The organism is Roseibium sp. 10G30-5 (genome assembly GCF_055809635.1).
The window spans coordinates 1,697,802-1,717,014 of the sequence record NZ_CM147918.1 but is presented as its reverse complement, the minus strand read 5'-3'; the positions used below and the strand labels follow the sequence as shown (position 1 = coordinate 1,717,014).

Here is a 19,213-nt window from a genome sequence, read left to right as displayed (position 1 = left end):
GTTCGCGGGAAAACGGGGTTGAGTGCCCTCTGAGATGCAAGGTTCGATCTTTGTCCACTTTACCATTGCCACGCCAGCGCATAGCTTTGTGTGTGTGGAGGAGAGGGCTTGCCTCATTCTTGGCATGAAACCAGAGTAGCCCCGGTTGCAACGGCCTTTCGCTTTGGTTCGCTTTTGGGGCCGCCCCTCATAAACATGAATGACTTTCGCGCCATGATCGTTGACAAATGAGCCTGTGTCCTATCAAAAAGCGGAAGTCAAAAGCTGCGAGAATAATGTTCGACATGATCAAGGATGGGCAACCACACCGGGCGGACGCCGTCTCGGTACTGAAACGCGCCACCTCAGCGCTCAAGGTCGCCTGCTTTTCCTTCTTCCTTGTTTTTCTCTACAGCAGCGCAGCGCAGGCTGAGCTTCGTCTTTGCAATAAGACGGACAGCAAAGTCGGTGTCGCGATTGGATACAAGGACAAGACAGATTGGGTGACCGAGGGATGGTGGAACCTGGAGTCCAATTCCTGTGAAACTCTTGTTCCCGGCACTCTTCTGTCACGATACTATTATATCTACGCTGTTGATTACGACCAATTCGGCGAGTGGGGCGGACAAGCCTTCATGTGTACCAAGGAAAAGGAATTCACCATCCGCGGTATCAAGGATTGTGTTGCTCGCGGCTATGAACGCACGGGATTTTTTGAAGTTGATACGGGCGAACAAAGCAGCTGGACCGTGCAGTTGACCGAGCCCGTTCAAAAAGGAACAGGTGGGCGATGAGGCGTAATAGACGCGTTAAAATTCTGGCAACTCTCGGACCCTCCTCCTCGGACGAAGTGATGATTGAAAAGTTGCATCGTGCTGGCGCGGACGTGTTCCGTATCAACATGAGCCACACCAATCACGAACTGCTTCAAACGCTTGTGAAGCGTATCCGTGCGGTGGAGGAGAAAGTTGGACGTCCGATCGGTATTCTGGCCGATTTGCAGGGCCCCAAGCTGCGTGTCGGCGTTTTCGCCGATGGGCCAGTCGTTTTGGAGAACGGTGCGAAATTCACGCTCGATTCCGATACGACTGAAGGCGACAAGAACCGGGTTCATCTTCCTCACCCTGAAATTCTCAAGGCGCTTGAGCCTGGTCACCGTCTCCTTCTCGATGACGGCAAGATCCAGCTCAAGGTTCTGGAATGCACCGACACATCGGCAACGACCGAAGTTGTCGTTGGCGGCAAGTTGTCCAACCGCAAGGGTGTCAGCGTTCCGGATTCCGAAATTGCCACTGGCGCGATGACGGACAAGGACCACAAGGATCTGACGGCCGCTCTGGAACAGAACGTTGACTGGATTGCCCTGTCGTTCGTTCAGCGCCCGGAAGATGTTGCTGAGGCACGTAAAATCGTGCGCGGCAAGGCTGGTATCCTGGCGAAGATTGAAAAGCCGCAGGCCATTGGCCGTCTGCCTGAAATCATCGAATTGGTTGATGCAATCATGGTTGCCCGTGGTGACCTGGGTGTGGAAATGCCGGTTGAGCAGGTTCCGGGTTTGCAGAAGCAGATGATCCGCGCATGCCGCCGTGCAGGCAAGCCGGTCGTTGTTGCAACGCAGATGCTGGAATCCATGATCAGCTCTCCGGTGCCGACACGCGCTGAAGTGTCTGATGTGGCAACTGCTGTGTTCGAAGGTGCGGATGCCGTCATGCTGTCAGCCGAATCGGCTGCTGGTGACTTCCCCATCGAGGCCGTGTCGACGATGGACCGGGTGGCTCATCAGGTCGAACAGGACCCGAATTATCCGAACATCATCTACGCACAGCGCACCGAGCCGGAAGCAACCGGGGCAGATGCCATCTCGGCTGCTGCGCGTCAGATTGCCGAAACGCTGAAGCTGTCCGCAGTCGTTTGTTACACCACCTCCGGTGCAACAGCTCTGCGTGCCAGCCGCGAGCGGCCGTCTTCGCCGATCATCGTGTTGTCTCCGGTTGTGGATACGGCACGTCGTCTGGCGCTGGCATGGGGCGTTCATTGTGTTGTCAGTGATGACGCAAAGACCGAAAATGACATGGTCAACCGGGCTTGCCGGATTGCTGCTGACGAAGGTTTCTCCGAAGTTGGCGAGCGGATCATTGTGACGGCAGGCGTGCCATTTGGAACACCTGGCTCCACCAACATGTTGCGTATTGCATTTGTTGGTCAGGAAGGTCAGGCGGCCGGTTAACTCGACTGCGCGTCATTGAATGAAATTTGAAAAGGCGGGCCTTGGGGCTCGCCTTTTTCTTTGCCATCACTGCATTGCGAACGCTGGCTTTGCGACGCTGCCCTTGCTTTTTATGCGCCATCCGAAGACATGTGGTGGGCGGTTTTTGTGCAGAGCTGGAAAACTTTCGAAAAATATTCCTTTTACTCTACTCATATTTACGTATAAAGATATCCTTATCTGTTGTTGAGGGATTTTGAATCTCGTGTTCGAAAGGTGAACCAACGATGTCAGGACCTGTCATTTCGTTGCGAATGTGAAGCACGGCTGTGTGGGGGCTCTTGCGGGTCCTCTTCCTCTCCTTCCGTGACTTTACAAAAGAGTTTCTTATGCACGTAAATCAAACTGCGCCTGGGGCTGCGAGCACGTCGGTGCCCGAGATGTCTTCGTTGTCAGGGGGGCGTCAACCGATGGTGGCGTTCGAGAAGGTCACCAAGACCTTCTCCGGACAAAAAGACCAGCCTGCGTTCTCTGCTCTCGGTGGCGTCGATTTCGAGGTTCCGCACGGCTCGATCACCGGTATTATCGGCCGCTCTGGCGCCGGGAAGTCGACGCTGGTGCGCCTCGTCAACGGTCTTGAAAAACCGTCCAGCGGCAAGGTCATCGTAGACGGCACGGACGTCGCCCCTTTGGGTGAGCGTCAGTTGCGCCAATTGCGCCGCTCGGTCAGCATGATCTTTCAGCACTTCAATTTGCTGTCGTCACGCACCGTTTTCGACAATATCGCCATGCCGCTGGAAATTGCTGGCGTGGACCGCACGACCATCCGCGCCAAAGTTGGGCCGCTGATGGATCTTGTCGGCTTGGGAGACAAGGCAAGCAGCTATCCCGCGGAGCTCTCCGGCGGGCAGAAGCAACGTGTGGGTATTGCCCGTGCGCTTGCGACAGACCCCAAGCTGCTGTTGTCGGATGAGGCCACATCGGCACTTGATCCGGAAACCACTCAGTCGATCCTTGAACTTTTGCGCAAGATCAACAAGGACCTGGGTCTCACCGTGCTTCTTATAACCCATGAGATGGAAGTGGTGAAAGAGATCACCAGCCGCGTTGCTGTGATCGACAAGGGTTTGATTGTCGAAAGTGGTCGCACCTTTGACGTCTTCACACGACCGGAGCATCCGACGACACGCATTTTGTTGTCGTCGCTGCCGGGCACGCGGTTGCCTGACTGGATTGCACAACGACTGCGCCCACAGCCGCAGGATGGCGATCAGGTTTACGTCCGCCTGACGTTCTTCGGGGCAACGTCCGGGCAGCCTTTGACGTCGCGCCTGATGACCGGGCTTGGCACCAGCGTCAACATTATGGCAGGCACCGTCGACGAGATCGACGGTGAGCCTTATGGCTCATTGGTTGTGTCGTACCCGGCAACGCCGGACGTTATGGCACGCGCCAACCGCTTTTACGAAGAAACCGGTCTCGCAACGGAGGTCATTGGTTATGCCGTTTGACAGACTTTTCAGCCTGCTCGCCCATTCGCTTTGGCAGACCGTCGACATGGTCGCGGTGGCCGGTCTGATCGGGACTCTGATCGGCCTGCCAATTGGCGTGTTCCTCGCCACCAGCGGCAAAGGTGAGTTGTTTCCTGCACCGCTTGTGAACCGGACTATTGGCTTGATCGTCAATGCAACCCGCTCCACCCCTTTCATCATTCTGGTGGTGGCGATTATTCCCTTCACCCGGTTGGTGGCTGGGACTTCCATCGGCACAGGTGCGGCCATCGTCCCGCTGACGGTTGCGACCATTCCCTTCGTAGCGCGATTGGTGGAATCCGCCATTCGCGAAGTCGACAAGGGCTTGATCGAAGCTGCCCGGTCCATGGGGGCAACGCCCTTGCAAATTGTGCGCAAGGTGCTTCTTGCTGAAGCTCGCCCTGCGATCACCAATGCAATCACGCTGACCATCGTCAGTCTGATTGGTTTCTCTGCCATGGTGGGGACAGTTGGTGGCGGCGGTCTGGGGGACCTTGGCATTCGTTATGGCTATCAACGCTTCGAGCCGAGCGTCATGCTGGCGGTGGTGATTGTCCTTATTCTTCTTGTTCAGCTGGTCCAGACAACCGGCGATCTACTGGCACGGCAGTTCGACAAGCGAAATCGCAAGAACTGACCCGCCGCACTCTTGAGGAGTTTTGTCATGAAAAAATTGATTGCTGCAGCAACACTTGCCGCTGCTGTTTTCTCCGCAGGCACCGCAATGGCTCAGACCATCAAGGTCGGTGTCACACCGGGCGTTCACGAAGAAGCCATGGAAGTGGTCAAGAAAGTCGCGGCCAAGGACGGCCTCGATATCACGATCATGTCCTTCTCGGATTATGTTGTGCCGAACCAGGCTCTGAATGATGGCGATCTGGATGCGAATTCGTTCCAGCATCAGCCGTATCTCGACAATCAGGTCAAGGATCGCGGGTTCAAGATCGAAAGCGTTGCCAAGACCCTGAACTTCCCGATGGGCATTTATTCCAAGAAGATCAAAAGTCTTGATGATCTTCCGGAAGGCGGCAGCATTGCGATCCCGAATGACCCTACCAATGGCGGACGTGCACTGTTGATCCTGGCCGACAAGGGCCTGATCACGCTGCGTGCGGGTGCAGGCCTCAGCGCCACACCGGCTGATATTGCCAAGAATCCGAAGGATATCAAGATCATCGAACTCGATGCAGCACAGCTGCCGCGTACGCTGACGGACGTTGATGCCGCCGTGATCAACACTAACTATGCGGTTGAGGCTGGTTACAACCCGGCCAAGGACCCGATTGCACGGGAAAGTGCCAAGTCGCCTTATGTCAACGTTATCGCTGTGCGTGATGAAGACAAGGACAAGCCCTGGGTTCAGACGTTGATCAAGGCCTATCACAGTGATGCTGTGAAGGACTTCATCAATACGAAGTACAAAGGCTTTGTGCTCACATCCTGGTAAGCCGAAAGCTGCGTCGAGACAGGCGCGATGAAGACAACTGAACACGCCCCGGACCTCATTCACGAGATCCGGGGCGTTTTTATGTGGTTTTGCGTTGACCGCTGTGAGGATCGTCGAACGTCACTGCATATATGTCAGCGGCAAGGTGACGACAGCAGGCCCGGTAAACGCTGCGGTTTGCAACACGCCGTAAGGCTTGCGGGCGAAGCCGCCGCTGACGAAGCGATTGCCCGGGCGAATCAGGCGTTCATCAAACTGCCGTTGGCCGGGGTGAATAAGCGAGGCCATGGAGCGGTTTTGCAAGTTGCCCTGTGAGACGACAAGCTCATCCAGCCTTGCGTTGCGCGCGGCGACAAAACCCGCCAGGGGATCATGGATCTGGGATGTCGGCAACCGGCGGCTGGCTTGTGCACGTTGCGCGGCGTCCATTTCCGCCTTGCGTCGGGTCAGCGCGGCGACACGCTGTTTCAGACTGGCCTGTAGAGCTTTTCGGGATGCCGTATGGTGAATGTCTGGCTGGCCCATGCGTGCTTGCGCGATCTGGGCAGACTGCGAGGTTCGCGTTGCCGATGCAAAGGCCAGGGTGCCGCCAGTATCATCTCGTGTCCGCCGGGTTGGTTCTTCACTGGCGACGGCTGCAATCGCGGCGATGGGATCATCCATATCTGGTTTTGCCATCGCAACCTGCGCAACCTGCATACTGCGCTTGACCGCATGGCGGCGTGCGGCATCCGCCAAGGCTTGCGACGGCTTCTGGTGCGGTGAGGCCATCGTCATCGCGAACCGCTGTGCCATAGGTGCAGACTGCGCCGGGTTGCTCTTGCTGCTCCGCATGGCGACGACTTGTGAGCCGAAGGTGTTGGGTGCTGCATTCTCGAAAGCCGGAGCCATTTCGTCCTGTTCCGCTGGAACATTGGCGCTCAGATGTGGCTTGATGGTCGGAATGGAGCTGATGGATTGCAGCGCTGCCACGATGATAGCGTCTTCTGCGGTGTCCTCTTCCGCATCGAGCCTGGTCGTTTTGATCCTCTTGCATGTCGCTGGCCGCTGTCGTGCTTACGCCATCATCCAGGTCGATCTGCTTGAGGGAGGGGACCGGTGCGCGTGCGAGAACGGGGTTAACCGAGGCAACTTGCACGGGTGCGGTGGAGCGGACAAGAGCCCTGGCGCCTGTAGAGACGTATCTGCAGCGGCCTTGGATTTGGTCGAGCCGCCACCAAACAGCGAGGCAAACAGTCCACCGCTGGACGACGAAGATTTGGACGTGCCTGATCCTGCCTTGGCCATCAACGTTGTCTGACCAGCTTTGCGCGCACGGATTTCGGCCAGCGCCACTTTGTAGCCCTTCAACGGTTTGCCGTCCGTTGGTACGTGAATGGTCTTGCCATCCGGGAACACACTCACAAGCTGCGACCGGGTCATCCTTGGCCAATGGCGCACGCCGCCTGTGTCCATATGCACAAATGGAGAGCCTGATGTGGGGTAATAGCCAACGCCACCGATCTGCTTGCGCAGGCCTGTCTTGCGCAAAGTTGCCAGGTTGACGCCGGGAATGAAGAAATCCATCGCCTTGCCGCGCATATGCTGGCTGTTCTTTGCGACACCGCGTGTGCGGGTGCGCAGCATGTTGTTGGTCGCGGGAGAGCGATAGGAAGACACGACGTGGATTGGCTGGCTCGCATTGACCTTCTGGTACACTTCCCAGACGAGATCCAGCAAATGCGGATCAATAATGGTCGCTTCATTGCGGCGCCAGTCGCGCAGGAACTGGTTGGCCTTCTTCAGGCCATCCGGCAGGTATCGACCATCCTTCTTGAAGGTGATGTTGACCCGTTCCTTTGTGTGCTGGTTATAAAGCTTCAGCGTTCGGGTTTCCGCCAGCGCTTCCGCACTCAAGCCCAGGCAAGATGCCAGAAAGGCACCGGTGAGTGCGGCTATCTGCCAGACCACCCGCGATGCGAAGTGTCCAATCAGTCTGTTACGCAAATTACTCTCTCGCCGCTTTTGAGGCTGATCGCCCATGTGCCCACCACCCGGCCTTCACGCTTTATAGCTTCGCAAGGTTAAAAAGAATTTACTCTGTTTTCTGATTGTCTCAATGGTCACGCATCAAACTACCGTGAGCTGGCGCATTTAGAGGCTGGATAACCGGAGAATACGGTGATTGTGGGGCATGTATATTGAAAGAACTACGATAGACTACGTAGTTTCTTCTTCCAGACCGTATTCCTTGAGCTTTCGATACAGTGTGGATCGGCCAATACCAAGTCGTCTTGCAACTTCTGTCATGCGGCCCGAGTAATGATCTATGGCCATACGGATCAATTCTTCCTCCAGGTCGGCGATCTTGCGAATATGCCCTTCCTTGTCGAGGTTGCGCATGAAGCCGAAAGGCGCAGTCTGGCGAAACGCATCGGTGCTCATCGGCTCGCGTGGCTGATCTGACCGGAGATGGGGGGACAGGCTTCTGGACGGCTGCTCTGGCATTCCGTGGCCGTGGACCGGACGGTGTGCCATCTCGCCGCTGATCGCTTGCGGTAGAGGTTCACGCAGAGGCACAGCGCCCGCGGACGGGGGCTGGCTGCCAGAGTGTATGTGCTCACTCGGCGGTGTGTCAGAGGTCTGGGTCGATGCCTGATATGTCGTCGCAGGGGCGCTGGCGCCATATGACGAGGATGCCGGACGCGGGTCTGCCTCGACCGCCGCGGCCACTTGCGGAAAGTCGTCAATGCTAAGGCTTGGCCCGTCGCACAGAACCACGGCCCGGAAGATGGTGTTTTCGAGCTGGCGGATGTTGCCCGGCCATCGATAAGCTTGCAGCAACGCAAGTGCATCTGGCGTGATGCCATTGATCTGTGGCTTGCCTTCCTCTGCCGTAAAGCGCGTGAGGAAGTGATAGGTGAGGCTGGGGATGTCGTCGATGCGGTCGCGCAACGGCGGAATCCAGATCGGGAACACGTTCAGCCGGTAATACAGATCTTCGCGGAACGCCCCTTCCTTGACCTGATCGACCAGCCGACGGTTGGTGGCTGAGATCAGACGAAAATCGACTTTGACCGGGCGACGACCGCCAATGGGGTCGATCTCGCCCTCCTGGATGGCGCGAAGCAGCTTGACCTGAACATCGCTTGGCAATTCGCCGACCTCATCGAGAAACAGCGTACCGCCGTTGGCTTCCTGAAATTTGCCGATGTGCTTTTCGCTCGCGCCGGTAAAGGCCCCTTTTTCATGACCAAACAGCAGGGATTCGACCAGGTTCTGTGGAATGGCGCCACAATTGACCGCGACATGGGCGCGCGACTTTCGATCTCCAGTGCCATGAATGGCACTGGCAATCAGCTCCTTGCCGACGCCGCTTTCGCCTTCGATGAGGATCGGAATATGAGAGGAGGCCGCGCGACGCCCCAGATTGATCACGCGGTCCATCGCAGGCGACTGGGTGATGATGTCTTCGAAGGTCAGCGTGCCTGACGCCTTTTTGCGCGCCCGGCTGATCTCGTCTTGAAGGACCGAGACTTTCAACAGGTTGCGGATCGACACGCTAAGCCGTTCCGGGTTCACCGGTTTGACGACAAAATCCTGTGCACCGGCGTTCATGGCGGTGACAACGGCATCAATTCCGCCATGGGCTGTCTGCACGATAACGGGTGTCGAGATGCGCCGGTTTCTCATTTCGGTCAGGGCGCCGATGCCATCGAGCTCCGGCATCACCATATCGAGCACGATCAGGTCAATGTCCTGGCCTTCCGGCCCGGTCATGATTTGAACGGCTTCTATGCCGTTTTCGGCGGTTTTGCTACGATAACCGAATTTCTTGACGGCCTCCTGAAGCAGGCGGCGTTGGATGGGGTCATCGTCTACGACCAGAATTTTACCGCTTGTGGCATGCATGAGCGTCGGGATCCGCTTTTCTTGTTATTGTCTCAATTCGGGGCATCATGGTCTTGAAGCGGTAAACAAATCCTGCAGATACCCAAGAAAATTACCAAGTGAGACAATTGCGTCCCATGGCCAGCACCGCCTACAAGAAGAGACCTGACAGGCGGTCGCAAATGGTCGTCATGCTGATACGCGAAGTGGAGAGTTGAGATGGAGTTTCACACCCAGTGCCGGTCGGCCAGCGATGCCGGATCTTCCACGGAGCTTGGGGCTTTGCCCGAATGGAACCTGTCGGATCTTTATCCCGGCTTGAACAGCGATGAAGTCAAGGCCGATCTCGGTGCCTGTCTCGACAGTGCCAAGACGTTTGAAGCTTCTTATGCAGGGCGTTTGGCAGAGCTTGCAGCCTCCAATGTCAGCGCGTTGACGACGGCCATTCGGGCCTATGAAGAGCTGGAAGACCTGATGGGGCGCGTCGTCTCGTATGCGGGGCTGTCTTACGCTCAAAACACTACGGATCCTGCAGTACAGAAGTTTTACGGCGATGTGCAGGAGCGGATTACCAATGCCAGCTCGCACTTGCTGTTCTTCACTCTGGAAATGAACCGGATCGAGGACGCCGTGCTGGATGCGGCACTGGAAAGCGATGACGGTCTTGCTCATTACAAGCCTTGGCTGGATGATCTGCGCAAGGAGAAGCCCTTTCAGCTTGAAGATCGCGTCGAGCAGCTTTTTCACGAAAAATCAGTGACGGGTGCCGGCGCGTGGAACCGTCTTTTCGATGAGACAATGGCGTCCATGTCAGTCGAGATCGATGGCAAGACACTGGCACTTGAGCAGGCATTGAATCTGTTGCAAGACCCCGACGAGGCGAAACGCGAAGGCGCGGCCAATGCGCTTGTGACTGTGTTCAAGGAAAAGCTGCCGACCTTCACGCTGGTGACCAACACGCTGGCGAAGGACAAGGAGATTTCCGATCGCTGGCGCAAGTTCGAGGACATCGCCGACAGCCGTCATTTGGCAAACCGGGTGGAGCGCGAGGTTGTTGACGCTCTGGTCGCTGCCGTGCGCGAGGCTTATCCGAAGCTGTCGCATCGCTATTATGCAATGAAGGCGAAATGGCTTGGTATGGACCAGATGAATTTCTGGGATCGGAACGCTCCCTTGCCGCAGTCGGATCAGACGGTCGTATCCTGGGAGGCTGCCAAGTCGACCGTACTGACGGCCTATGAAGGTTTTGCGCCTGAAATGGCGGAGATCGCCAAACGCTTTTTTGACAAGAACTGGATTGATGCGCCTTCGCGGCAGGGCAAGGCCCCGGGTGCTTTTGCCCATCCGACAGTGCCCAGTGCGCATCCGTATGTCTTGTTGAACTATCAGGGCAAGACGCGCGATGTGATGACGCTGGCTCATGAGCTGGGGCACGGCGTGCATCAGGTGCTGGCAGGTGAGAACGGACCCTTGATGGCGCCAACACCGCTGACACTTGCTGAAACTGCAAGCGTTTTTGGTGAAATGCTGACATTCCAGTCGTTGCTGAAGCAGGCGGACACGCCCGCGCGCCGCAAGGTGATGCTGGCGTCCAAAGCGGAAGACATGATCAATACGGTCGTGCGGCAGATCGCTTTTTATACGTTTGAACGCGAAGTGCACGAAGAGCGTCGCAAGGGGGAACTGACCTCCGAGCAGATTGGTCAGATCTGGCTGAAAACGCAAAAGGAATGCTCTGGGCGATGCGGTGCGTCTCAATGATGGCTATGAGACGTTCTGGAGCTATGTGCCGCATTTCATCCATGCACCGTTCTATGTCTACGCGTATGCCTTCGGGGATTGTCTGGTGAACTCGCTCTATGCGGTTTATCAGGAGGCCGAAGACGGTTTCCGGGACAAATACTTCGACCTTCTCAAGGCTGGTGGCACCAAGCACCATAGCGAGTTGCTGGCGCCATTCGGTCTCGATGCCAGTGATCCTTCTTTCTGGAAGAAGGGGCTGTCGGTGATCGAGGGGATCATCGATGAACTGGAAGCCATGGAAGACTGAGCCATTGCATCTGTGAACCTCTGGCCCCACGGAATTTTCCGTGTGGCGGCTGGTTTGCAAGACGGCTCCGGCGCAGACTTTTCCTTGAGTTGAAATCCGGGGGTGTCTGATGCCTTTCGACTATACGCCGTATGATGGGTCCAAACAGCCGTTTACCGTTGGATTGCAGCCAACCGATGCCTCTGGTTGGCTGCATTTCGACGCACGGCGGGATGAGTTTCGCCGGCACAAGGCAGAGCTGCTGACAAACCGGCGAGATGCTGTCTTTCGTACAAGTGGCGATACGCAGGCCGCACAGACCGAAGTGTTGGAGCTCATCCTGGATCATCTGGAAACCCACCACCAGGATCTTGCCGCCGGAGACGGGGCTGCCGTACTCCAACGTCTGGGCGATGGTGCAGATGAGCCGCCATTGATTGCGGCAGCACGGCTTGTGCAGGAAGATCTGGTGATCATGCGGCCAAGTGCGGAAGGGTATCGGCTTGCAGCCGCCTGCCTTTGCTTTCCGTCAAGCTGGTCGCTGCGCGAGCATATCGGGCAGCCGATGATGTCTATCCACGCCAAGGTTCCGGGTTTTAATGACGGACGGATGGGGCAGGTCGTTGCACGCTTGTTCGACAATCTCAAGGTCGGGCAAATTGTGAACCGCTTTAATTGGTCGCTTTATGATGGCCCGGAGTTGCATCGTCCGGATGCCAAACAGTCCATGCCGCAACTGGAGGGGGGCGCAGCAGTGGCGCTTGCCAACGCCTTTATCCGCGTTGAGCGCCAGACCCTGCGGCGGTTGCCGGGCACCGGCGATATCCTCTTCACGATCAAGATTTTGCAGGATCCGCTGAACCTGCTCATACATTCCGATCGTTGTGCGGCGTTGGCTGGCGGTTTGCGTGATCAAATCGGCATGTTGAGTGCGGACCAATTGGCCTACAAGGGGCTGACCGCCTATGCAGAGCGTTTGAAGGCGCTTTTGGGCGAGCTTGCCGAAACTGCGCGGGACCCCACGTCAGCGATGGTGACCGGGTGAGGGGTGGGGCTGATGCCCTTTGAGACCAGCGGTTTTCCTTGCCACCTTGGATGCCGGGGACAGCTGACCTAAATAGTCTTCACGCCCTTGAATGAGATGGAGACGGCAAGACATGGCAGATCGCAAAGACCGTGAAGGAAATCGGGTCGGGGCCCGGATCGGGCGATATGCCAAAGTCGGAACGAACATGGGCGGTGTTGCGGCTAAAATGGCTGGCGCGCGTCTGTTCGGCTACACGCTCGACAAGGAACGCAATGCGGCCGAAATTACCGCTGCACTTGGCGGCCTGAAAGGTCCGCTGATGAAGGTCGCGCAGCTCCTGTCCACCATCCCGGACCTTCTGCCGCCCGAATACACCACTCAATTGGCCCAATTGCAAAACAATGCGCCCCCGATGGGCTGGGCCTTCGTCAAGCGGCGTATGCGGGCGGAGCTTGGCGCGGACTGGCAGGGTCGATTTGCCGAATTCTCCCGTGAGCCTGCTGCGGCTGCGTCTCTCGGGCAGGTTCATCGTGCAACCGGGCATGATGGACAAGCGCTGGCGTGCAAGTTGCAATATCCGGATATGACGTCTGCCGTGGAGGCGGATCTCAGCCAATTGCAGTTCCTGTTCTCGATGCATCGACGCATGCAGTCTGTCATTGATACCTCGGAGATTGCCAAGGAAATCAGCGCTCGGGTGCGTGAGGAGCTGGACTACTGCCGCGAGGCGCTGAACATGGCCGCCTATCGGTTGATGCTTGCTGACCGCGAGGATGTGCGTGTGCCGGATGTGGTCTCGGATCTGTCTACCAATCGGTTGTTGACAATGACATGGCAGGCAGGACGCCCACTTCTGGCGTTCAAAGATGCAGATGAGGACGCGCGCAATCGGTTGGCGCGTACGATGTTTCATGCCTGGTGGCATCCGTTCAGCCATTATGGTGTGATCCATGGTGATCCTCATCTTGGCAATTACACAGTGTTTACTGATGAAGACGAACAGCCGCAGGGTATCAACCTTCTGGATTATGGCTGTATTCGTGTTTTCCCGCCGACGTTTGTTGCCGGTGTTGTTGAACTCTATCACGGCTTGTTGAAAGGCGATCGGGATCAAATTGTGGCAGCATATGAACGTTGGGGGTTCACTGGCTTGTCCAATGAGTTGGTGGATGTTCTCAACATCTGGGCGGGGTTCATCTACGGACCGCTTTTGACCGACCGGACCCGGCAGATCGCCGATGGCGTGAGTGCCGCAGAATATGGCCGCAAGGAAGCTTTCCGGGTGCACAAGGCGCTCAAGGAATTGGGCCCAGTGCGCGTTCCGCAGGAGTTCGTCTTCATGGATCGTGCGGCTGTTGGCTTGGGAGGTGTCTTCCTGCATCTGCGTGCAGAGTTGAATTTCTACGAACTCTTCAATCAGCAGATCGCTGATTTTGACATTGATAAAGTTAAGCAAAGTCAGAACCATGTAATGGAGGAGTCTGGTCTGAGTGCGTTGCAGCAATGACGGTATAATTTACTTATCGAATTAAATTATTTCCGAATGTTGCATTGCGGAAACTTTTCTTGAAAAGAAAAATTGAAAATTTTGCTTTTGCGTGCTCTACTAATCTTGTTGTTGACTTTGCGTCAATGCGGGAGGAGAGAGCTATGCACAGAAGTAAGTCTCCGGCAATGGACTATCATGCCCACGAGCACACCTACGTCGGCTTCTTGAATTTTCTCAAGATTTCGGTCCTTGCGGTTATCAATTGTCTCCTATGTCTCATTTTGCTGAGCTTCGGTGGTCCGACATCAATTGCCTTTGGCGCGTTGATGCTTGTGGGCACATTGGGCGCGGTTGGTTTCGGTATCCCTATGGGAGAACAGGGATGGCGCCCCGGGATCATGATCACGGGCATTACGCTCGCCCTGACGATCCTGACCCTTTAAGATTGAGCTTGTAAGTCTGGCGTCTGTACGTCGGGCTCATGCAAGAGTGAGATAACGACTTTCGTTTTGGGGCGCATGCCGTATAAGGTGAGGATGACTGCGCCCCAAATACCTGCATTTACTTATGAACCGCCACAAGATCCGTTTCTTGATATCCTGCATCAGGATGATCACCTGCTTGTGGTGTGCAAGCCAAGTGGCTTGTTGAGTGTACTAAGGTAAGCACGCTGATCATGCCGATTGCGTGGAATCACGCGCGCGCAAACTTTATCCTGACGCCCGTATTGTGCACCAGCCTGGATATGGATACATCCGGGGTGATGGTGCTTGCCATGTCGCCTGAAGCGCATCGGCACCTGGGATTGCAGTTTGAACGTCGCAAGACCGCCAAGGTTTATGTCGCTCGGGTTTGGGGGCAGCTCACGGACAAGGCCGGCGAAGTCGATCTGCCGTTGCGGTGCGACTGGCCGAACAGACCAAGACAGATGGTCTGTCACGAGCAAGGACGCTCTGCTTTGACCCGGTATGAAGTCGAAGAAGAAGACGGTGACAGTTCGCGTGTGCGCCTTTTTCCTTTCACTGGACGCTCACACCAGCTGCGTGTTCACATGCTCGCTCTCGGCCATCCCATTCTCGGTGATCGGTTTTATGCCTCTGGGCAAGCGCTTACGGCTGCGTCCCGGTTGCAGCTACACGCAGAGCACCTGACCTTGCACCATCCGCAGGGCGGTGAGCGGGTGACTTTCACGGCTCCATGTCCGTTTTGAGGGGCTACCGAAGTCCTCCATCGTAACTTTCAGTTTGCGAAGAAGGTGATGTTTCCGTGTTGAGAGGGGCAGACCCGACGATGGGCACCTCACATGTGGAGCGTCGCCGTTCAGTTTTGCAAGATTGTTGAGTGCGAGGGGATGCGGTTCTTTGAGTGATTTGCGTCTGAATGACAACAGCCCGCGCTGGAAGGCGCGGGCTGTTGTCATTCATCGTTTCTTCAGAAAGGGCTTGTCGCGTCAATGCTGTCCACGGTCGATGCGGGACAGGCCTTGGCGAGCCATCGCGTTTGAGCCGTTGATGTTCAAGGCGCTGGAGAAAGAATGGCGGGCATCTGAATATTTGCCCAGTTTCTCAAGCGCTAGTCCGCGATTGGCCCAGGCCACATCAGAGTGGCGGTCGCGGGCAAGCGAATCATTCAAATCGCCGAGCGCCACCTTGGGCTTGTTCAACGCCAGATAGGAGATACCGCGTGCGGCATAGGGCTTGGGGGCACCAGGCGTCAGGCCAATGGCCGTCGAAAAGTCATCGACAGCTTTCTGCTGTTCGCCGCGCTGCTGATAGATCAGACCACGGTTGTAGAAGGCGCGTGCATTGGAGCTGTCATGCGAGATGACCATGTTGAAGTCCTGCAGCGCAGCATTGGCATTGCCCATCAGGTGGAGAGCGTTGCCGCGTCCGACATAGGCCAGATCGTAGTCTGGTTTCAATTGAATGGCGCGGGAATAGTCCGCCACGGCTTCTTTCAGCTTGCCTTCACGGCGATAGACCAATGCGCGGTTGGCGTAGGTCTGGTAGCCATTCGGATCAAGCTTCAGGGCATGGTTGAAGTCTTCGAGCGCGTCGTCGAGACGGCCAGCCTTGGCATAGGCGATACCGCGTGTCTCGTAAGGACCGGCCTCGTTTGGACTGGCCTTGATTACGGCGGTCAGGCTGTCGATGTTGGCGCTGGAGCCTGCGGCCGCATCAATAGGCACATTGTTGTAACTGCCGCTGGTCTGACAGCCGGTCAACAACAGGGCAACCGAAAGCACCAGAGCTGCGCGCGATAGGGTGAACTTCGGAAACGTCTGAGATTGAGCGTGCATCGTCTTGTTTTTCCTTGCGACTGAAAGCTGGCGGTGCGCCAGGGAGGACTTTGAAGCAGCGGGTCCTTTCGGCCCCCGCGGAGATCCTAGAGCCTTGCCGATGCGATAGCCAGAAAAAGCCTGCGTATTGTCATGCAGCGAACATCCACTGGGCATCGTGGCGCAGAGGCGAGCCACACTCCATGAAAAAGCCGGCGTCGTGAGATCGCCGGCTTGTTTTTCATGCGGATGCTGCGGTCTTGTGGGAACCAGCCGGCCGCATCATGAATCCGGCCGAGGCGTGTCAGTGACGACCGCGACCGACAACAATGCCTTCGCGTTGAGCGAGCTTGCGGGCCAGCTTGCGAGCACGGCGTGTTGCTTCTGCAGCTTCGCGAGCCTTTTTGACGGAAGGCTTCTCGAAGTGGCTACGCAGCTTCATTTCACGGAAGACACCTTCGCGCTGCAGCTTTTTCTTGAGAACCCGGAGTGCTTGATCGACATTATTGTCACGAACCAGTACCTGCACGCGTTAATTTCCCGCTCTGTCATCGGCCAATCACCATGGCCGGAAAGTCACATAACAAGGCGCATGGACCAGATCACATCTAAGGGACCGGCTTTCGCACCATTTGCGCGCGCTATTAGCAGTTTCCCTGCGTGCTGTCCAGATGCAAAAGGGAGTGATAACCAGCGCAACCTTGGCTCTATGCTGGACATCAGAGAGGGGGATGATTAGTTTTCAAACACTTCCAGTGCTGTTTTGCTGGCCTGTCTTTTTTCGAAAACCGAATGGAGTTGTTGATGCGGGAGATGTCGCTGCCGGGAGGCGAGCGCGTTCGACGTGCCCATGCGTTCTGGCGCAGTGACCTCAAGCCGACATTGCGGTTGGGTACGCCTTTGGTGGGCGCGCAACTGGCGCAGATCTCCATCAACACCATCGACGTGTTGCTGATCGGTCGTTTGGGTGCCGAGCAGCTTGCGTCCTCCGTTCTTGCGTTCAATCTTTATATTCTGTGCTGGTTCTTTGGCACTGGTCTGTCTTTGGCTGTCATTCCCATGGGGTCCCGTGCGCGGGCGCGCCACGAGCCGCGCGAATTGCGACGCATTGTTCGCATGGGACTTTGGGTTGTCACCTTGTATTGTATCCCGGCGATGCTTCTGATGCACTTCTGTACACCCATTCTTGAGTTGCTGGGGCAGGAGCCGGACATTGCCGCGAATTCTGGCCAGTATATGCAGTGGTTGTTGTGGACGCTGCTGCCTTCACTGGGCATCATGGTCATTCGCGGCTTTCTGGTTGTCATGGGGCGGGCGAGCATCGTCTTGTGGGCGACACTCATTGCTGCGCTGGTCAACGCTGTGCTCGACTACGGACTGATTTTTGGTAATTTCGGCCTTCCTCGTTTGGAACTGCAAGGCGCTGGCATTGCCTCTGTCATCAGCTCTACTGCAAGTTTTGCCTTTCTCTTGTGCTATGCCAGCTTGCATCGACGGATCGGTAAATATGCTGTTCTTGGGCGGTTGTGGCGGCCCGATTGGGAAGCCTTTTGGCGCATTTTCCGCATGGGCGTGCCGATCGGTCTGTCAATGATTGCAGAGGGTGGTTTGTTCGCGGCCTCATCGGTGATGATCGGCTGGCTCGGTCCGGTGCCATTGGCGGCCCATGGCATCGCGCTGCAAATCACTTCGATCACATTCATGGTGCCGGTAGGCCTCAGTCAGGCGGGGGTGGCACGGGTCGGCTTTGCGGCAGGGCGTGGCGACAGTCCCGCAGTGGCACGTGCCGGGTGGAGTTGTCTGGGCATATCATTTTGCTTCATGATCTGTTTTGCCCTTGTCTTCTGGACAGTGCCGGAACCGCTTATCAGGCTTTATCTCGACCTGAACAATCCTCAATCGGCAGAAGTGCTGCGTCTCAGCGTTGGCTTTCTAGCCGTTGCCGCCGTGTTCCAGCTTGCTGATGCCGGTCAGGTGATTGGCATCAGCAACCTGCGCGGGCTGGGCGATACGAAAGTGCCGCTTTACTTTGCCATCTTCGGCTATTGGATCATCGGTCTGCCATTGTCGCTCGGGTTCGGCGTCTATGGCGGTTTCGGCGGGCAGGGGGTCTGGTTTGGCCTTGCAGGCGGGCTCGCCGTTGTGGCCGTTCTCACCAACCGACGGTTCGCGCGCCGGGACCGGCTTGGTTTGATTGAAAACCGCCGGTCCTGATAAGGGATTGAAGGGGCAAAGGCCGCCCCTTCGTGTGCGAGGACGTTTAGGGAACCACACTTAGTCCTTGCGCGGCGTGATGCGGTTGACGTGACCCATTTTGCGGCCGGGCCGGGCTTCACTCTTGCCATAAAGGTGCAGGCGCGCATTTCGCTCCAGCAAGACCTTGTCCCACGTCAGCCAATCGTCGCCGATCAGATTTTCCATCACGACATCTGAATGACGTTCAGCTGATCCGAGCGGCAGACCGGCGACCGCCCGCATGTGCTGCTCAAACTGCGATGTCAGGCAGGCGTCTTCTGTCCAGTGACCAGAGTTATGAACGCGCGGCGCAATCTCGTTGACCAGAAGCTCGTAGCCATCTGTGCTGTTGCACAAGAACATCTCCACACCCATGACGCCAACGTACTGCAATTCAGCGGCAATCCGCTCGGCCATGGTCCGGGCGATCTCGCCGGTCTTCGCGTCGACGTTGGCTGGAACGGTCGACGTTTTCAGAATGTGGTTCTCGTGATGGTTTTCCGTCAAGTCATAGGCAGTGCACTGGCCCTCCAGATCACGTGCGACAATGACAGAAACTTCGCGCTCGAATGGGATGAGCTTTTCCAGCACAGCGGGTGCGTGGCCCAGTGTTGCAAGAGCGCTTTCAGCGTCTTGCGCCGTGCGGATCATCACCTGTCCCTTGCCGTCATACCCGAAACGGCGCGTCTTGAGCACGCCTTGTCCTCCGAAAGCGTCAAGCGCGGCGCGCAGATCTGCGTCGCTGTCGATCCGGGCGAAATCCGCAAGAGCGATACCACTTGCGCGCAGAAACTGTTTTTCGCTCCAGCGATCCTGCGAGACTTCCAAGGCCTTGACGCCGGGACGTATCGGCACCAGATCATCCAATCGCGCAGCGGTTGGGCCGGGGACATTCTCGAATTCATAAGTGACAGCCGCGCACGTGCGGGCAAAAGTCTCCAGTGCATCCATATCGTCATAAGCGGCGACTGTGGATGTGTCGGCCACCTCAAAGGCAGGGCTGTTTTCATCCGGGCAATAGATATGCGTTTTCAGGCCCAGGCTGGCTGCTGCCAACGACATCATGCGACCGAGCTGGCCTCCCCCAAAATACCGATGGTATCACCGGGTGTGAGACGGCG

15 protein-coding genes and 2 pseudogenes are annotated in these 19,213 nt (G+C 56.7%); 11 read left to right on the top strand and 6 right to left on the bottom strand.

Translation table 11 applies throughout. The features are described 5' to 3' along the window. The first annotated feature begins 284 nt into the window (after positions 1-284). The 5 genes from AC0L7U_RS08665 to AC0L7U_RS08645 all read left to right on the top strand — a co-directional run bounded on the left by AC0L7U_RS08665 (position 285) and on the right by AC0L7U_RS08645 (position 5,164). Complete coding sequence (locus tag AC0L7U_RS08665; RefSeq protein ID WP_473695719.1) at positions 285-773, top strand: DUF1036 domain-containing protein; 489 nt, start codon at positions 285-287, stop codon at positions 771-773. After that, complete coding sequence (pyk, locus tag AC0L7U_RS08660; RefSeq protein WP_473695352.1) at positions 770-2,206, top strand: pyruvate kinase; 1,437 nt, start codon at positions 770-772, stop codon at positions 2,204-2,206. Before AC0L7U_RS08665 ends, pyk begins: the two co-directional genes overlap by 4 nt. Before the next feature lie 419 nt (positions 2,207-2,625). After that, a complete protein-coding gene (locus AC0L7U_RS08655) occupies positions 2,626-3,696 on the top strand; it encodes a methionine ABC transporter ATP-binding protein (RefSeq protein WP_473695350.1) in 1,071 nt (356 codons plus the stop codon). Beyond that, positions 3,686-4,354: a methionine ABC transporter permease gene (locus AC0L7U_RS08650; RefSeq protein ID WP_473695348.1), complete on the top strand. Its 669-nt coding sequence runs from the start codon at positions 3,686-3,688 to the stop codon at positions 4,352-4,354. The genes AC0L7U_RS08655 and AC0L7U_RS08650 overlap by 11 nt, the downstream gene beginning before the upstream one ends. A 27-nt stretch (positions 4,355-4,381) precedes the next feature. Continuing rightward, a complete protein-coding gene (locus AC0L7U_RS08645) occupies positions 4,382-5,164 on the top strand; it encodes a MetQ/NlpA family ABC transporter substrate-binding protein (RefSeq protein ID WP_473695346.1) in 783 nt (260 codons plus the stop codon). 120 nt (positions 5,165-5,284) lie between these two features. Here the strand turns inward: AC0L7U_RS08645 and AC0L7U_RS08640 are convergent, their stop codons facing one another. The 3 genes from AC0L7U_RS08640 to AC0L7U_RS08630 form a co-directional block, all read right to left on the bottom strand. After that, the gene (locus AC0L7U_RS08640) at positions 5,285-6,136 is read right to left on the bottom strand and encodes a hypothetical protein (RefSeq protein ID WP_473695344.1); all 852 of its coding nucleotides are present in this window, start codon (positions 6,134-6,136) and stop codon (positions 5,285-5,287) included. An 84-nt stretch (positions 6,137-6,220) separates the two neighbouring features. Next, on the bottom strand, positions 6,221-7,150 hold the full coding sequence (mepK, locus tag AC0L7U_RS08635; RefSeq protein WP_473695341.1) for a peptidoglycan L,D-endopeptidase MepK: 930 nt from the start codon (positions 7,148-7,150) through the stop codon (positions 6,221-6,223). A 213-nt stretch (positions 7,151-7,363) separates the two neighbouring features. Further along, positions 7,364-9,055, bottom strand: a complete 1,692-nt coding sequence (locus AC0L7U_RS08630; protein WP_473695339.1) for a sigma-54-dependent transcriptional regulator — start codon at positions 9,053-9,055, stop codon at positions 7,364-7,366. Between the two features lie 198 nt (positions 9,056-9,253). Between AC0L7U_RS08630 and AC0L7U_RS08625 the strand changes: the two are divergent. The 5 genes and pseudogenes from AC0L7U_RS08625 to AC0L7U_RS08605 all read left to right on the top strand — a co-directional run bounded on the left by AC0L7U_RS08625 (position 9,254) and on the right by AC0L7U_RS08605 (position 14,789). Then, positions 9,254-11,084 (top strand): annotated as a pseudogene (locus AC0L7U_RS08625) (M3 family oligoendopeptidase). A 109-nt stretch (positions 11,085-11,193) separates the two neighbouring features. Beyond that, positions 11,194-12,108: a heme-dependent oxidative N-demethylase family protein gene (locus tag AC0L7U_RS08620; protein ID WP_473695337.1), complete on the top strand. Its 915-nt coding sequence runs from the start codon at positions 11,194-11,196 to the stop codon at positions 12,106-12,108. Positions 12,109-12,220: 112 nt separating this feature from the next. Then, the gene (locus AC0L7U_RS08615) at positions 12,221-13,597 is read left to right on the top strand and encodes an ABC1 kinase family protein (protein ID WP_473695335.1); all 1,377 of its coding nucleotides are present in this window, start codon (positions 12,221-12,223) and stop codon (positions 13,595-13,597) included. A gap of 143 nt (positions 13,598-13,740) precedes the next feature. After that, positions 13,741-14,022, top strand: coding sequence for an aa3-type cytochrome c oxidase subunit IV (locus AC0L7U_RS08610; protein ID WP_473695333.1), 282 nt, complete (start codon positions 13,741-13,743; stop codon positions 14,020-14,022). A 93-nt stretch (positions 14,023-14,115) separates the two neighbouring features. Then, positions 14,116-14,789, top strand: a pseudogene (locus AC0L7U_RS08605) (pseudouridine synthase). Between the two features lie 240 nt (positions 14,790-15,029). Here the strand turns inward: AC0L7U_RS08605 and AC0L7U_RS08600 are convergent. Both AC0L7U_RS08600 and rpsU read right to left on the bottom strand, forming a co-directional pair. Continuing rightward, complete coding sequence (locus AC0L7U_RS08600; protein WP_473695331.1) at positions 15,030-15,878, bottom strand: tetratricopeptide repeat protein; 849 nt, start codon at positions 15,876-15,878, stop codon at positions 15,030-15,032. A 283-nt stretch (positions 15,879-16,161) separates the two neighbouring features. After that, positions 16,162-16,386, bottom strand: coding sequence for a 30S ribosomal protein S21 (gene rpsU, locus AC0L7U_RS08595; RefSeq protein ID WP_473695329.1), 225 nt, complete (start codon positions 16,384-16,386; stop codon positions 16,162-16,164). 275 nt (positions 16,387-16,661) lie between these two features. Between rpsU and AC0L7U_RS08590 the strand changes: the two genes are divergently transcribed. Further along, the gene (locus AC0L7U_RS08590) at positions 16,662-18,071 is read left to right on the top strand and encodes an MATE family efflux transporter (protein WP_473695327.1); all 1,410 of its coding nucleotides are present in this window, start codon (positions 16,662-16,664) and stop codon (positions 18,069-18,071) included. Positions 18,072-18,131: 60 nt separating this feature from the next. On the opposite strand, the gene AC0L7U_RS08585 is transcribed toward AC0L7U_RS08590, so the two are convergent. Next, positions 18,132-19,157, bottom strand: coding sequence for a 5-(carboxyamino)imidazole ribonucleotide synthase (locus tag AC0L7U_RS08585; RefSeq protein WP_473695325.1), 1,026 nt, complete (start codon positions 19,155-19,157; stop codon positions 18,132-18,134). Positions 19,158-19,213: the final 56 nt, after the last annotated feature.